11 protein-coding genes and 1 pseudogene are annotated in these 12606 nt (G+C 63.7%); 5 read left to right on the top strand and 7 right to left on the bottom strand.

Translation table 11 applies throughout. The features are described from left to right. Nucleotides 1-47: 47 nt before the first annotated feature. From dnaJ to grpE, 3 genes are all read right to left on the bottom strand, one after another. On the bottom strand, nucleotides 48-1178 hold the full coding sequence (gene dnaJ / locus G4G71_RS07275; protein WP_045216723.1) for a molecular chaperone DnaJ: 1131 nt from the start codon (nucleotides 1176-1178) through the stop codon (nucleotides 48-50). 122 nt (nucleotides 1179-1300) lie between these two features. Then, nucleotides 1301-3217, bottom strand: a complete 1917-nt coding sequence (dnaK, locus tag G4G71_RS07270) for a molecular chaperone DnaK (protein ID WP_045216722.1) — start codon at nucleotides 3215-3217, stop codon at nucleotides 1301-1303. Nucleotides 3218-3307: 90 nt separating this feature from the next. Beyond that, complete coding sequence (gene grpE / locus G4G71_RS07265; RefSeq protein WP_169936499.1) at nucleotides 3308-3871, bottom strand: nucleotide exchange factor GrpE; 564 nt, start codon at nucleotides 3869-3871, stop codon at nucleotides 3308-3310. Between the two features lie 198 nt (nucleotides 3872-4069). On the opposite strand from grpE, the gene recN reads away from it, so the two are divergent. Further along, the gene (gene recN, locus G4G71_RS07260; RefSeq protein ID WP_169936497.1) at nucleotides 4070-5746 is read left to right on the top strand and encodes a DNA repair protein RecN; all 1677 of its coding nucleotides are present in this window, start codon (nucleotides 4070-4072) and stop codon (nucleotides 5744-5746) included. A 165-nt stretch (nucleotides 5747-5911) separates the two neighbouring features. On the opposite strand, the gene fur is transcribed toward recN, so the two are convergent. Beyond that, on the bottom strand, nucleotides 5912-6316 hold the full coding sequence (gene fur / locus G4G71_RS07255; RefSeq protein WP_009613072.1) for a ferric iron uptake transcriptional regulator: 405 nt from the start codon (nucleotides 6314-6316) through the stop codon (nucleotides 5912-5914). Between the two features lie 96 nt (nucleotides 6317-6412). Here fur and G4G71_RS07250 point away from each other — a divergent pair, with 96 nt between their 5' ends. Continuing rightward, nucleotides 6413-6949: an outer membrane protein assembly factor BamE gene (locus G4G71_RS07250; protein ID WP_024765307.1), complete on the top strand. Its 537-nt coding sequence runs from the start codon at nucleotides 6413-6415 to the stop codon at nucleotides 6947-6949. A gap of 71 nt (nucleotides 6950-7020) precedes the next feature. Here the strand turns inward: G4G71_RS07250 and G4G71_RS07245 are convergent, their stop codons facing one another. Both G4G71_RS07245 and G4G71_RS07240 read right to left on the bottom strand, forming a co-directional pair. Beyond that, the gene (locus G4G71_RS07245; protein ID WP_169936495.1) at nucleotides 7021-7329 is read right to left on the bottom strand and encodes an RnfH family protein; all 309 of its coding nucleotides are present in this window, start codon (nucleotides 7327-7329) and stop codon (nucleotides 7021-7023) included. Then, complete coding sequence (locus G4G71_RS07240; protein WP_024765305.1) at nucleotides 7322-7756, bottom strand: type II toxin-antitoxin system RatA family toxin; 435 nt, start codon at nucleotides 7754-7756, stop codon at nucleotides 7322-7324. Before G4G71_RS07240 ends, G4G71_RS07245 begins: the two co-directional genes overlap by 8 nt. A 176-nt stretch (nucleotides 7757-7932) precedes the next feature. Between G4G71_RS07240 and smpB the strand changes: the two genes are divergently transcribed. Next, the gene (smpB, locus tag G4G71_RS07235; protein ID WP_017518965.1) at nucleotides 7933-8412 is read left to right on the top strand and encodes an SsrA-binding protein SmpB; all 480 of its coding nucleotides are present in this window, start codon (nucleotides 7933-7935) and stop codon (nucleotides 8410-8412) included. 36 nt (nucleotides 8413-8448) lie between these two features. Here smpB and G4G71_RS07230 read toward each other — a convergent pair whose 3' ends face one another. Continuing rightward, nucleotides 8449-9225, bottom strand: a complete 777-nt coding sequence (locus G4G71_RS07230; protein ID WP_045216708.1) for an FCD domain-containing protein — start codon at nucleotides 9223-9225, stop codon at nucleotides 8449-8451. Nucleotides 9226-9580: 355 nt separating this feature from the next. Between G4G71_RS07230 and G4G71_RS07225 the strand changes: the two are divergent. After that, nucleotides 9581-11259, top strand: a pseudogene (locus G4G71_RS07225) (lactate permease LctP family transporter). A gap of 114 nt (nucleotides 11260-11373) precedes the next feature. Beyond that, entirely contained in the window at nucleotides 11374-12519 is a 1146-nt protein-coding gene (gene lldD, locus G4G71_RS07220; protein ID WP_169936493.1) for an FMN-dependent L-lactate dehydrogenase LldD, read from the top strand. Nucleotides 12520-12606 lie beyond the last annotated feature (87 nt).

The following is a 12606-nucleotide window of genomic DNA, read 5'->3' as shown; positions in this document are numbered from 1 at the left end:
TCCAAGCTAAAAAGGCCCCGGGCGATTCGCACCGCCGGGGCCCTGCATCATAGATCGTCGAAGAAGCGCTTCATGCCCTCGAACCAGCCACTGGCCTTGGGCGAGTTGGAAGAGTTGCCCTGCAGGGTGCCACGGAACTCTTCGAGCAGCTCGCGCTGACGCTTGTCCAGCTGCACCGGCGTCTCCACCACCACGCGACACATCAGGTCGCCGGCACCGCCGCCGCGCACCGGGGCAACGCCCTTGCCGCGCAGACGGAACAGCTTGCCGGTCTGGGTGCCTTCGGGAATCTTCAGCTTCACGCGACCATCCAGGGTCGGCACTTCCAGCTCGCCACCCAGGGCAGCATCGGCAAAGCTGATCGGTACTTCACAGTACAGGTGCTTGCCGTCGCGCTGGAAGATGTCGTGCTCGCGCACGTTCACCACCACGTACAGGTCGCCCGCCGGACCACCATGGGCGCCGGCCTCGCCTTCGCCGGTCAGGCGGATGCGATCACCGGTATCGACACCAGCCGGGACTTTCACCGACAGGGTCTTGTGCTCTTCCACACGACCCTGGCCGTGGCAGGAGCCACAAGGGTCGGTGATCATCTTGCCGCTGCCATGGCAGCGCGGGCAGGTCTGCTGCACCGAGAAGAAGCCCTGCTGCATGCGCACCTGGCCGATACCACCGCAAGTGGTACAGGTGACCGGCGTGGTGCCGGGCTTGGCGCCGCTGCCGCTACAAGTCTTGCAGCCGACCAGGGTCGGAACGCGGATGGTCACGGTAGTGCCGCGAACCGCGTCTTCCAGGTCCAGATCGAGGGTATAGCGCAAGTCGGCGCCACGGGCCGGGCCGCCACGGGAACCACCGCGGCCGCCAGCGCCACCGAAGAAGTCGCTGAAGACATCACCGAAGATGTCCGAGAAGCTCGCCCCACCAAAGCCCGCACCGCCGCCACCCATCTGCGGGTCGACACCGGCATGGCCGTACTGATCGTAAGCCGCGCGCTTGCTGGCGTCGGACAGGACCTCGTACGCCTCGTTGGCCTCCTTGAATTTATCCTCGGCCTCCTTGTCGCCGGGATTGCGGTCCGGGTGGAACTTCATGGCGAGCCGGCGATAGGCCTTTTTCAGGTCCGCTTCGCTGGCGCCGCGCTCGACACCCAGTACCTCGTAAAAATCACGTTTGGCCATAACTTTCCTGCACTCTGAAAACCGTTCCCCCAGACACGCCAACGCGGGAGCAAGCCCCCGCGTGACGTTTCATGCGCACCGACACGCTGGTCGGTGCGCCGGAGCGGAAGCAAGCACGCGGCTTACTTGTTCTCCTTGACCTCTTCGAACTCGGCGTCGACGACATCGTCGCCAGCCTTGTCGTCAGCGGCCTCGCCCTGAGCGGCAGCGCCCGGCTGCGGCTGTTCGGCGTACATCTTCTGCGCCAGCGGGGTGGATGCCTGGGACAGCGCATTCATCTTCGCTTCGATCTCGGCCTTGTCGTCGCCCTTCACGGCAACTTCCAGCTCGCCGAGAGCCTTCTCGATGGCAGCCTTCTCCTCGGCAGTGGCCTTGTCGCCGGCCTCGGTGACCATCTTGCGAGTCGCATGGACCAGCGCGTCACCCTGGTTGCGGGCAGCGGCCAGTTCCTCGAACTTGCGGTCTTCCTCGGCATTCGCCTCGGCGTCGCGGACCATCTGCTGGATCTCGTCCTCGGACAGACCGGAGGAAGCCTTGATCACGATGGACTGCTGCTTGCCGGTGGCCTTGTCCTTCGCGCCGACATGCAGGATGCCGTTGGCGTCGATATCGAAGGTCACTTCGATCTGCGGCACGCCGCGCGGAGCCGGCGGGATGTCGGCCAGGTCGAACTTGCCCAGCGACTTGTTCTGCCCGGCCTGCTTGCGCTCGCCCTGCAGAACATGGATGGTCACGGCGCCCTGGTTGTCATCGGCAGTGGAGAACACCTGCGACTTCTTGGTCGGGATGGTGGTGTTCTTGTCGATCAGCGCGGTCATCACGCCACCGAGGGTTTCGATACCCAGGGTCAGCGGGGTGACGTCGAGCAGCAGCACGTCCTTCACGTCGCCGGCCAGCACGGCGCCCTGAATCGCAGCACCCATGGCAACGGCTTCGTCCGGGTTGACGTCCTTGCGCGCTTCCTTGCCGAAGAACTCGGCAACGGTCTTCTGCACCAGCGGCATGCGGGTCTGGCCGCCGACCAGGATCACTTCGTCGATCTTCGACACGTCCAGGCCTGCGTCTTTCAGCGCAACGCGGCACGGCTCGATGGTGCGGGTGACCAGGTCTTCCACCAGGGATTCCAGCTTGGCGCGGGAAACCTTGACGTTCAGGTGTTTCGGGCCGGAGGCGTCAGCGGTGACGTACGGCAGGTTGACGTCGGTCTGCTGGGTCGAGGACAGCTCGATCTTGGCCTTCTCGGCAGCTTCCTTCAGGCGCTGCATGGCCAGCGGGTCGCCCTTGAGGTCCATGCCGGATTCTTTCTTGAATTCCTCGACGAGGTAGTCGATCAGGCGCAGGTCGAAGTCTTCACCACCGAGGAAGGTGTCACCGTTGGTGGCCAGTACTTCGAACTGGTGCTCGCCGTCGACTTCCGCGATCTCGATCACGGAAACGTCGAAGGTACCGCCGCCCAGGTCGTAGACGATGATGGTGTGGTCACCCTTGGCCTTGTCCAGGCCGTAGGCCAGCGCGGCCGCGGTCGGCTCGTTGATGATGCGCTTGACGTCCAGGCCGGCGATGCGGCCGGCGTCCTTGGTGGCCTGACGCTGGCTGTCGTTGAAGTAGGCCGGAACGGTGATGACCGCTTCGGTGACCGGCTCGCCCAGGTAATCCTCGGCGGTCTTCTTCATCTTCTTCAGGACTTCAGCGGAGACCTGCGGCGGAGCCATCTTCTGGCCCTTGGCCTCGACCCACGCGTCGCCGTTGTCAGCCTTGACGATCTTGTACGGGACCATCTTGATGTCTTTCTGTACGACGTCTTCTTCGAAACGACGGCCGATCAGGCGCTTGACGGCGTACAGGGTGTTGGTCGGGTTGGTCACAGCCTGGCGCTTGGCCGGCTGACCTACCAGGATTTCGCCGTCGTTGGCGTAGCCGATGATCGACGGGGTGGTACGAGCGCCTTCGGCGTTCTCGATGACCTTGACGTTACCGTTCTCCAGGATGGACACACAGGAGTTGGTGGTCCCCAGGTCGATACCAATGATTTTGCCCATATTTCACTCTCCAGAAATTAGATTCCGCGCTGACCCTGTTGCGGGTCTTTGGCTCGGTTGATTACCCAGATGGGGACCGGGTGGTGGATTTCAAGCCTTCTCGTCGATCGAAGGCGGAGTTTGTTCCGGTGCCTTGCTGACCACGACCATGGCCGGACGCAGCAAGCGACCGTTGAGCAGATAACCCTTCTGGAACACCTTGACCACGCTGCCCGGCTCGAGGCGGATGCTCTCTTCCATGGCCATGGCCTGGTGGTGCTCAGGGTTGAACGGCTCGCCGTGCGGGTCGACCGGCTCGAGGTGGTAGCGCACCAGCGTGTCGTGGAACATCTTCAGCGTCAGCTCGATGCCTTCGCGCATCGGTTTGATCGCCTCGTCTTCCGGGTTCGACATCTCCAGCGCGCGCTCGAGGGTATCGACGATCGGCAGCAGGTCGCCGGCGAATTTCTCCAGGGCGAACTTGTGCGCCTTTTCCACGTCCTGTTCGGCACGGCGGCGGACGTTCTGCAGTTCAGCAACGGCGCGCAGGCTCTGATCCTTCGCCGCGGCTACCTGTTCTTCCAGTTCCAGCACGCGGGCGTTCAGGTCCCCGGTAGCGCCGGCTTCGGGCTGCTCGTTGAACTGGGAATCCTGAGTCTGTTGTTCGTCAGACATGCCACTCTCCTAAAAAGAAAATAAGCCTTTGAAAACAAGGCGAACCCAATGGTCCGCGGCTCTGCCGTGTATATGGGGTGCGTTTTTTTTACTTCAAGGGCTTTGACCTCAAGGACCAGCCAGCAGGCGACGAGGGAGAATTGCCAGCCGCAAAAAATACTGTATAAATAAACAGACCTATCTGCGGAGCCGCCGCCCATGCTGGTTCATCTGTCCGTTCACAATTACGCCATCGTCGAGCACCTCGATCTCGAGCTCGCCGCCGGCATGACCGTGATCACCGGCGAGACGGGCGCCGGCAAGTCGATCATGCTCGACGCCCTCGGCCTCGCCCTCGGCGACCGCGCCGACAGCGGCGTGGTGCGCCCCGGCTCCGACAAGGCAGACATTCTCGCCAGTTTCGATGTCAGCGCGATTGCCGAAGCCCGCGACTGGCTGGCCGAGCGCGACCTGGAGCACGACGGACCTTGCATCCTGCGCCGAGTCATCACCGCCGAAGGCCGCTCGCGCGCCTATATCAATGGCAGCCCCTGCCCGCTGGGCGACCTCAAGCACCTGGGTGAGCTGCTTATCGACATCCACAGCCAGCATGAGCACCAGTCGTTACTCAAGGCCGATACTCACCGCCGCCTGCTCGATGAATACGCCGGCAGCCAGGACCTCGCCCGCCAGGTCCACCTCGCCGCGCAGCGCTGGAAGCAGACTCGCCAGGAGCTGGACCGCCTCTCGCGCAATGGCGACGAACAGCGTGCTCGTCACCAGTTGCTCAGCTATCAGCTGGAAGAGCTGGAGAATCTCGGCCTGGGTGACAACGAACTGGAGACGCTGGAAGCCGAACACAAGACCCAGAGCAACGCCGGCAGCCTGATCGCCGCCTGCCGCCAGGTGGTTGAACTGTGCAGCGAAAACGACGCTGGCAATGTCCTCTCCGCGCTGACCTCCAGTCTCAACCGCCTCACCGCCTTCCAGAGCCAGCCGGCCGCGCTGAGCGAGGCGGTGAACCTGCTGTCCAGTGCTCAAATCCAGGTAGAGGAAGCCATCGGCGAACTGAATCGCTTCGTCGACCACTTCGACGCCGACCCTCTGCGCCTGCAGCAACTGGAAGAGCGCATGGACGCCATCTATAGCCTCGCGCGCAAGCACCGTGTGCAGCCCCACGAACTACAGGACCTGCAGCAGCGCCTGCTGGACGAACTGGAGGCACTGAACGCCGACGACGAGGCCGTGGAACGCCTGGGCGACGAACTCGCCGCCTACGCCCGCCACTATCAGGAGAAGGCCGACGAGCTCAGCCAGATTCGCCGCGGCGCAGCCCCGAAACTGGCCAAGGCCGTGGAAGTTGAAATACAGCGCCTGGGCATGCCCGGCGGCCGTTTCGCCATCGAGTTGCGCGACGCCGCCTCCGACGAGCCGCAGATGAATGGCCTGGAGCAACTGGAGTTCCTGGTCAGCGCCAACCCCGGCCAGCCGATGAAAGGCCTGGCCAAGGTCGCTTCGGGCGGCGAATTGTCGCGCATCAGCCTGGCGATCCAGGTGATCACCGCCCAGACCTCGCGCATCCCCACGCTGGTCTTCGACGAAGTGGACGTCGGCATCGGCGGCCCTACCGCCGAAGTGGTCGGCCAGCTGTTGCGCCGCCTCGGTGATCGCGGCCAGGTGCTGACCGTCACCCACCTGCCGCAGGTAGCGGCCCAGGGCCACCAGCACCTGTTCGTGCACAAGGACCGCGACACCAGCGAAACCCGTACCGCCGTGGCCAACCTGAAGAAGGCCGAACGCATCGAGGAAGTCGCCCGCATGCTCGGCGGCGTCGACCTGACCAAGGAATCCCTGGCCCACGCACGCAAGATGGTGGACTCCGCCGTACAAGGCTGATCATTCCCAAGCACCTTGGTCCTCTTTGTAGGAGCGAGCTTGCTCGCGAACCGCTTGGCACTGAGGCAACCGGGAAACTTGTTCGCGAGCAAGCTCGCTCCTACAAAAGAACCGCATAAACGAAAACGGCGACCCGAGGGTCGCCGTTCCTGCATCTGCGTACGCTTACTTCTTCTTGCGCACGTAGAGCACCAGGTTGTGATCGACGAGCTCGAAGCCGCGCTCCTTGACGATCTCCTTCTGGCGTTTCTCGATTTCCGAGTCCATGAACTCGATGACTTCGCCGGTATCGACGCAGACCATGTGGTCATGGTGACCGCTATCGGCCAGCTCGAAGACGGCATGGCCGCCGTCGAAGTTGTGGCGCACCACCAGGCCGGCGGCTTCGAACTGGGTCAGGACGCGGTAGACGGTGGCCAGACCGACGTCTTCACCCGCCTCCATCAGCGCTTTGTAAACATCCTCTGCGCTCATGTGGCGCTGCTCGGCGGAGTCGAGCATCTGGAGGATCTTGACGCGCGGCAGCGTGACCTTGAGTCCGGCTTTGCGCAGTTCGCTATTTTCAACCATGTGTGCTTTCTCGCCGCGGAATGCTTCGCAGCACCCCTCAATACAGGTATGATCGGGATTTCGTCGCTCAGCCAAGATAGTGGAAGTCACCCCTTGATGCAAAACGCCAAGCTCATGCTGACCAGTCTCGCTTTCGGGCTGGGACTCGCCGCACTCGCCGGTTGCTCGTTCCCGGGGGTCTACAAGATCGATATCCAGCAGGGCAACGTTGTAACGCAGGATATGATAGACCAGTTGAAGCCCGGAATGACCCGACGCCAAGTGCGGTTTATCATGGGCAACCCGTTGATCGTGGATACTTTCCACCCCAATCGCTGGGATTACCTGTACAGCATCCAGCCCGGCGGCGGTCAGCGCCAGCAGGAGCGGATGAGCCTGTATTTCGGCCAGAACGACCAGCTGGTCGGCCTCAACGGCGACTTCATGCCCGGCGTCAGCCGTGATGAGTCGATCCTCGGCAAGGACGGCGTCACCCCGCCACTGGCCCCGGAAGCGCCTCAGCAGCAGCCCGAGCAACCCAAGGAGCAACCGGCCAAGCCCGGCTCCGTGGAAGAGCAGATCCAGAAGGAAGTCGATCAGGTGGAAACCGTACCGATCCCGACTCCGGAACCGCTGGACAAGAATCCGCAGTAAGGGATTCGCGCCAACGAAAAAGCCCGGCCAATGCCGGGCTTTTTGTTGCCTGTGATTTTATTACCGGAGATTCAACCGCGCGCCGCCCTGGCTCTCGCCGCGCGCTGCTTGCGCACTTCCTTGGGATCGGCGATCAGCGGGCGATAGATTTCCACCCGCTCCCCCTCCTCCAGCACACGCTCGTCGGGCCTGGCCACCACCTTGCCGAAGATGCCCAGCGGACAGCTCTGCACATCCAGATCGGGAAAATGAGCGGAAATACCCGACAGCGCCACCGCCTCGCGCATCCGAGTACCACGGGGAACACTCAGGCGCAGCAGCATCTGCTTTTCCGGCAAGGCGTAGACCACCTCGATAGCGATGCTCGCGGATTCAACCATGCAGTTGCTTGGCACGCTGGCAGAAGGCGTCGACCATGGTGTTCGCTGCCTGGGTGAATAGCGGGCCGAGCGTGGCTTTCACCAGCGCTCCGGCGTAGTCGAAGGTCAGATCCAGGGAAATCTTGCAGGCCTTGTCGCCCAGCGCCTTGAAGGTCCATACGCCATGCAGCTGGGTGAACGGCCCCTCCTCGAGGTTCATCTCGATGCTCTGCCCCGGTACCAGCACGTTACGGGTGGTGAAGCGCTGGGTAATGCTGCCCTTGGCCACGGTCAGCTCGGCGCGCATGGCGGTATCGCTTTCCGCAAGCACGGTGGAAGCCGAACACCAGGGCAGGAACTCCGGGTAGCGCGCCACATCGTTGACCAGGTCGTACAGCGCCTTCGCCGGATAGGGCAGCAGGGCCGAACGCTGGATATGCGTGCTCATAGATTTCTCGCTTTGTGTTGTGGGGCATCTGACCGACATCTGACCGGACAGCATCGCCCTCTGATCAAAAAAACAGCGCGCATTCTCCGAGATTAGCCACGCACCCTCAAGCTTGCATGCCGTCGCATGCTGTCCCGATAGCGGCGCGGCGAGTGACTCCCTATAATGCGCGGCCTATGGCTAAACAGAAGAAACACCCTTCGGGGACCATCGCGCAGAACAAGAAGGCTCTGCACGACTACTTCATCGAGCAGCGCTTCGAGGCTGGCGTCGCCCTGGCCGGCTGGGAAGTGAAAAGCCTGCGCGCCGGCAAGGCGCAGCTGGTGGACAGCTACGTGCTGCTCAAGGATGGCGAGGCCTGGCTGCTGGGCAGCCACATCACGCCGCTGACCACTGCCAGCACTCACGTCATCGCCGACCCGGTGCGCACGCGCAAGCTGCTGCTGCACAAGCGCGAGCTGGGCAAGCTGTTCGGTGCCGTGCAGCAGAAAGGCTACGCCTGCGTCGCACTGTCGATGTACTGGAAGAAGCACCTGATCAAGTGCGAGATCGCACTGGCCAAGGGCAAGAAAGAGTACGACAAGCGCGGCACCGAGAAGGAGCGCGACTCCGACCGGGAGATCCAGCGCGCCATTCGTCACGGCAAGGACGACTGAGCCCCCACGCGCCCTCCTGCGAGGGCGTGTTGCGGATCAGGCGTCCACCGCGCCCTGGCGACGCTGCGCCCGCTGCAGACGCAACTCTTTCGCCTGCACCTCGGCCAGCACTTCCTGCACGTAGTCGATGTGTCGCTGGGAAATCTCCCGCGCCGCTTCCGCGTGCCCGCCGATAATCGCCTCGTACAACTCGCGGTGCTGGCGCATCAGCTGCTCGCGGGTTTCGTCGCGTTGCGCGTACATCCCGCCGATGTTGGTCACCACGTTGCGCTTGAGCAGGTCGAACAGCCCGCGGATGGTGTGCAGCAGCACAGCGTTGTGGCTGGCCTCGGCGATGGCCAGGTGGAAGGCTGCGTCCGCCGCGCCTTCTTCCGCACGGCTCACCTTTCCAACACGCTGGTAGCAATCCTGCAAGGCATCGAACGCCTGCTTCAGGCGCTGATGGTCCACCTCGGTCGCGCGCTGCGCTGCGTAATAGGCGCAGGAGCCTTCGAGGGTATGCCGGAACTCCAGCAGATCGCGCTGCGCCTCCGGGTTGCTTTCCAGCAGGTGCAGCAGGGGATCGCTGAACATCGAGCCCAACCCCTCGCTGACATAGTTGCCCCCACCCTGGCGGCTGACCAGCAGGCCCTTGGCGCCAAGCTTCTGGATCGCCTCGCGCAGTGAGGGCCGCGACACACCGAACTGCTCGGCCAGCACGCGCTCGGCGGGCAAGCGCTCGCCGGCCTTGAGAGTGCCCTCGAGGATCATCGCTTCCAGCCGCTCGACGATGTCGTCCGACAAACGGCGCTGCTTGACCTGACCAAAACTCATCTTCGTGAACTCCCTCGCTCTCTCACTCTGCGCCGCGCTCCAGGCGTGCTCTGCATAGCGCGCGGCAGCCTACCCAGTGGCGCCGCCGGCAACAAGACCAGCGCACGTTCCCGAGCGCCCTCGACAAAAGTCGCAGAGCAGCAAATTGACACGCCGCCAGCAGGGCTTTTACCCTGAGCGCTCGCCTTTGTAAATTGGTCTTACCAATTTACCGAAAGTCGGATTGCACGACAACAGGTTCACAAAAACATAAGCCGCGATCAGTCGACCGTCTGCCCACGCGCCACAAGCGCACCGGAATCGCCCGACCGGCAACCAGGCCCTCCACCCAAAAACAATTAGGGAGCCAACACAGATGCAAACCTGGCAGCAGATCTATACCCCGCTCGGCAGCCTCGGCCTGTCCGCGCTGGTCGCCGTCATCCCGATCGTGTTCTTCTTCCTCGCCCTCGCCGTGTTCCGCCTCAAGGGCCACGTCGCCGGCAGCATCACCCTCGCCCTCTCGATCATCATCGCCATCGCCGCCTTCGGCATGCCCGCCGATATGGCCTTTGCTGCCGCCGGCTATGGCTTCGCCTACGGCCTGTGGCCGATCGCCTGGATCATCGTCGCGGCGGTATTCCTTTACAAACTCACGGTCAAAAGCGGCCAGTTCGAGGTGATCCGCAGCTCGGTGCTGTCGATCACCGGCGACCAGCGCCTGCAGGTGCTGCTGATCGGCTTCTCCTTCGGCGCCTTCCTTGAAGGCGCGGCGGGCTTCGGCGCGCCGGTGGCAATCACTGCCGCCCTGCTCGTCGGCCTGGGCTTCAACCCGCTGTACGCCGCCGGCCTGTGCCTGATCGCCAACACTGCGCCGGTGGCCTTCGGCGCCCTGGGCATCCCGATCATCGTGGCCGGCCAGGTCACCGGTATCGACGCCTTCAAGATCGGCGCCATGACCGGCCGCCAACTGCCGTTCCTGTCGATCCTCGTGCCGTTCTGGCTGGTGTTCATGATGGACGGTTTCAAGGGCGTGAAGGAAACCTGGCCGGCCGCGCTGGTCGCCGGCGGCAGCTTCGCCATCACCCAGTACTTCACCTCCAACTTCATCGGCCCGGAGCTGCCGGACATCACCTCCGCGCTGGTCAGCCTGATTTCCCTGACCCTGTTCCTCAAGGTCTGGCAGCCGGCGAGCGAGCGTGCAGTGGTCGCCACCGCAGGTGGCGCGGCGGTCATGGGCAACGGCAACGGCGCTCGCAGTGCCGAACCGTCGCCCTACAGCTTCGGCGAAATCCTCAAGGCCTGGTCGCCCTTCCTGGTGCTGACCGTACTGGTCACCCTCTGGACCCTGAAGCCGTTCAAGGCGCTGTTCGCGCCGGGCGGCGCGCTGTACAGCCTGGTGTTCAACTTCTCCATCCCGCACCTGGACCAGCTGGTGGTGAAGACCGCCCCCATCGTCGCCAACCCGACGCCGATTGCCGCCGTGTTCAAGTTGGACCCGATCTCCGCCACCGGCACCGCGATCTTCCTCTCCGCCGTGATCTCGATGCTTGTTCTGCGGATCACCGCTAAAACTGGTCTGACCACCTTCAAGGAGACCCTGCTTGAGCTGAAGTGGCCGATTCTTTCCATTGGCATGGTGCTGGCCTTCGCCTTCGTCACCAACTACTCGGGCATGTCCACCACCCTGGCGCTGGTCCTGGCCGGCACCGGCGCAGCGTTCCCGTTCTTCTCGCCGTTCCTCGGCTGGCTGGGCGTATTCCCACCGGTTCGGACACGTCCTCCAACGCGCTGTTCAGCTCCCTGCAGGCCACCACCGCACACCAGATCGGCGTCAACGACACCCTTCTGGTCGCAGCCAACACCAGCGGTGGCGTGACCGGCAAGATGATCTCCCCGCAGTCCATCGCCGTGGCCTGCGCCGCCACCGGCATGGTCGGCAAGGAGTCCGACCTGTTCCGCTTCACGCTCAAGCACAGCCTGATGTTCGCCGCCATGGTGGGTCTGATCACCCTCGCGCAGGCCTACATCTTCACCGGCATGCTCGTGCACTAAGGCAAACTCGGCTCCGCGCTTCGGCGCGGAGATCCGTACAAAGCAGCTAAGGTCTTTCGAGGTCACCAACGCCAGCACGGCGGCCTCGACAAGCCCCTCTACGATGAGACGCCCATGATCATCTCTGCCTCTACCGACTACCGCGCCGCAGCCCAACGCAAGCTGCCACCGTTCCTCTTCCACTACGCCGACGGCGGCGCCTACGCCGAGCGCACCCTGCGCAACAACGTCGACGACCTGGCCAACATCGCCCTGCGCCAGCGCGTGCTGAAGAACATGTCCGAACTGAGCCTTGAGACGAAGCTGTTCGACGAGACGTTGAGCATGCCCATCGCCCTGGCTCCCGTCGGCCTCACCGGCATGTACGCCCGGCGCGGAGAAGTACAGGCAGCCCGTGCAGCCGCCGCGAAAGGCATTCCCTTCACCCTGTCCACGGTGTCGGTCTGCCCCATCGAGGAAGTCGCCCCGGCCATCGACCGGCCCATGTGGTTCCAGTTGTATGTGCTCAAGGATCGCGGCTTCATGCGCAACGCCCTGGAGCGTGCCAAGGCGGCCGGCGTGAAGACGCTGGTGTTCACCGTCGACATGCCTGTGCCCGGCGCCCGCTACCGCGACGCCCACTCCGGCATGAGCGGGCCGAACGCGCCACTGCGCCGTGTCTGGCAGGCCATGACCCATCCGGCGTGGGCGCTGGACGTCGGCCTGCTGGGCAAGCCCCACGACCTGGGCAACATCTCCAAGTACCGCGGCAACCCCACCGGCCTTGCCGACTACATCGGCTGGCTGGGCGCCAACTTCGACCCGTCGATTTCCTGGAAGGACCTGGAGTGGATTCGTGAATTCTGGGACGGCCCGATGATCATCAAGGGCATCCTCGACCCGGAGGACGCCAGGGACGCTGTGAAATTCGGCGCCGACGGCATCGTCGTCTCCAACCACGGAGGGCGCCAACTCGACGGCGTGCTCTCCAGCGCTCGCGCCCTGCCGGCAATCGCCGACGCCGTGAAGGGCGACCTGAAGATCCTCGCCGACTCCGGCATCCGCAACGGCCTGGACGTGGTGCGCATGATCGCCCTGGGCGCCGACACGGTGCTCATCGGCCGTGCCTTCCTCTATGCCCTGGCCACCCACGGCGAAGCCGGCGTGAAGAATTTGCTGGACCTGTTCGAAAGGGAAATGCGCGTGGCCATGGTGCTGACCGGCACCAAGTCCATCGGCGACATCAGCCGTGATTCGCTGGTGCGCGAATTCGGTCGATAACAGCTTTTCCTGTAGGAGCGAGCTTGCTCGCGAACCTGCCAGCCCCGTGCCCACCCGGTTCGCGAGCAAGCTCGCTCCTACAAGTGA

This window comes from Pseudomonas multiresinivorans (assembly GCF_012971725.1).
GTDB classification, from domain to species: Bacteria; Pseudomonadota; Gammaproteobacteria; order Pseudomonadales; family Pseudomonadaceae; genus Pseudomonas; species Pseudomonas multiresinivorans.
This window is presented reverse-complemented; position numbering and strand designations above follow the sequence as displayed.

Bases quoted from the DNA above. Each gene is read 5' to 3' on its own strand.
- dnaJ (WP_045216723.1), bottom strand. From the start codon at position 1,178: ATGGCCAAACGTGATTTTTACGAGGTACTGGGTGTCGAGCGCGGCGCC.
- dnaK (WP_045216722.1), bottom strand. From the start codon at position 3,217: ATGGGCAAAATCATTGGTATCGACCTGGGGACCACCAACTCCTGTGTG.
- grpE (WP_169936499.1), bottom strand. From the start codon at position 3,871: ATGTCTGACGAACAACAGACTCAGGATTCCCAGTTCAACGAGCAGCCC.
- recN (WP_169936497.1), top strand. From the start codon at position 4,070: ATGCTGGTTCATCTGTCCGTTCACAATTACGCCATCGTCGAGCACCTC.
- fur (WP_009613072.1), bottom strand. From the start codon at position 6,316: ATGGTTGAAAATAGCGAACTGCGCAAAGCCGGACTCAAGGTCACGCTG.
- G4G71_RS07250 (WP_024765307.1), top strand. From the start codon at position 6,413: ATGCAAAACGCCAAGCTCATGCTGACCAGTCTCGCTTTCGGGCTGGGA.
- G4G71_RS07245 (WP_169936495.1), bottom strand. From the start codon at position 7,329: ATGGTTGAATCCGCGAGCATCGCTATCGAGGTGGTCTACGCCTTGCCG.
- G4G71_RS07240 (WP_024765305.1), bottom strand. From the start codon at position 7,756: ATGAGCACGCATATCCAGCGTTCGGCCCTGCTGCCCTATCCGGCGAAG.
- smpB (WP_017518965.1), top strand. From the start codon at position 7,933: ATGGCTAAACAGAAGAAACACCCTTCGGGGACCATCGCGCAGAACAAG.
- G4G71_RS07230 (WP_045216708.1), bottom strand. From the start codon at position 9,225: ATGAGTTTTGGTCAGGTCAAGCAGCGCCGTTTGTCGGACGACATCGTC.
- lldD (WP_169936493.1), top strand. From the start codon at position 11,374: ATGATCATCTCTGCCTCTACCGACTACCGCGCCGCAGCCCAACGCAAG.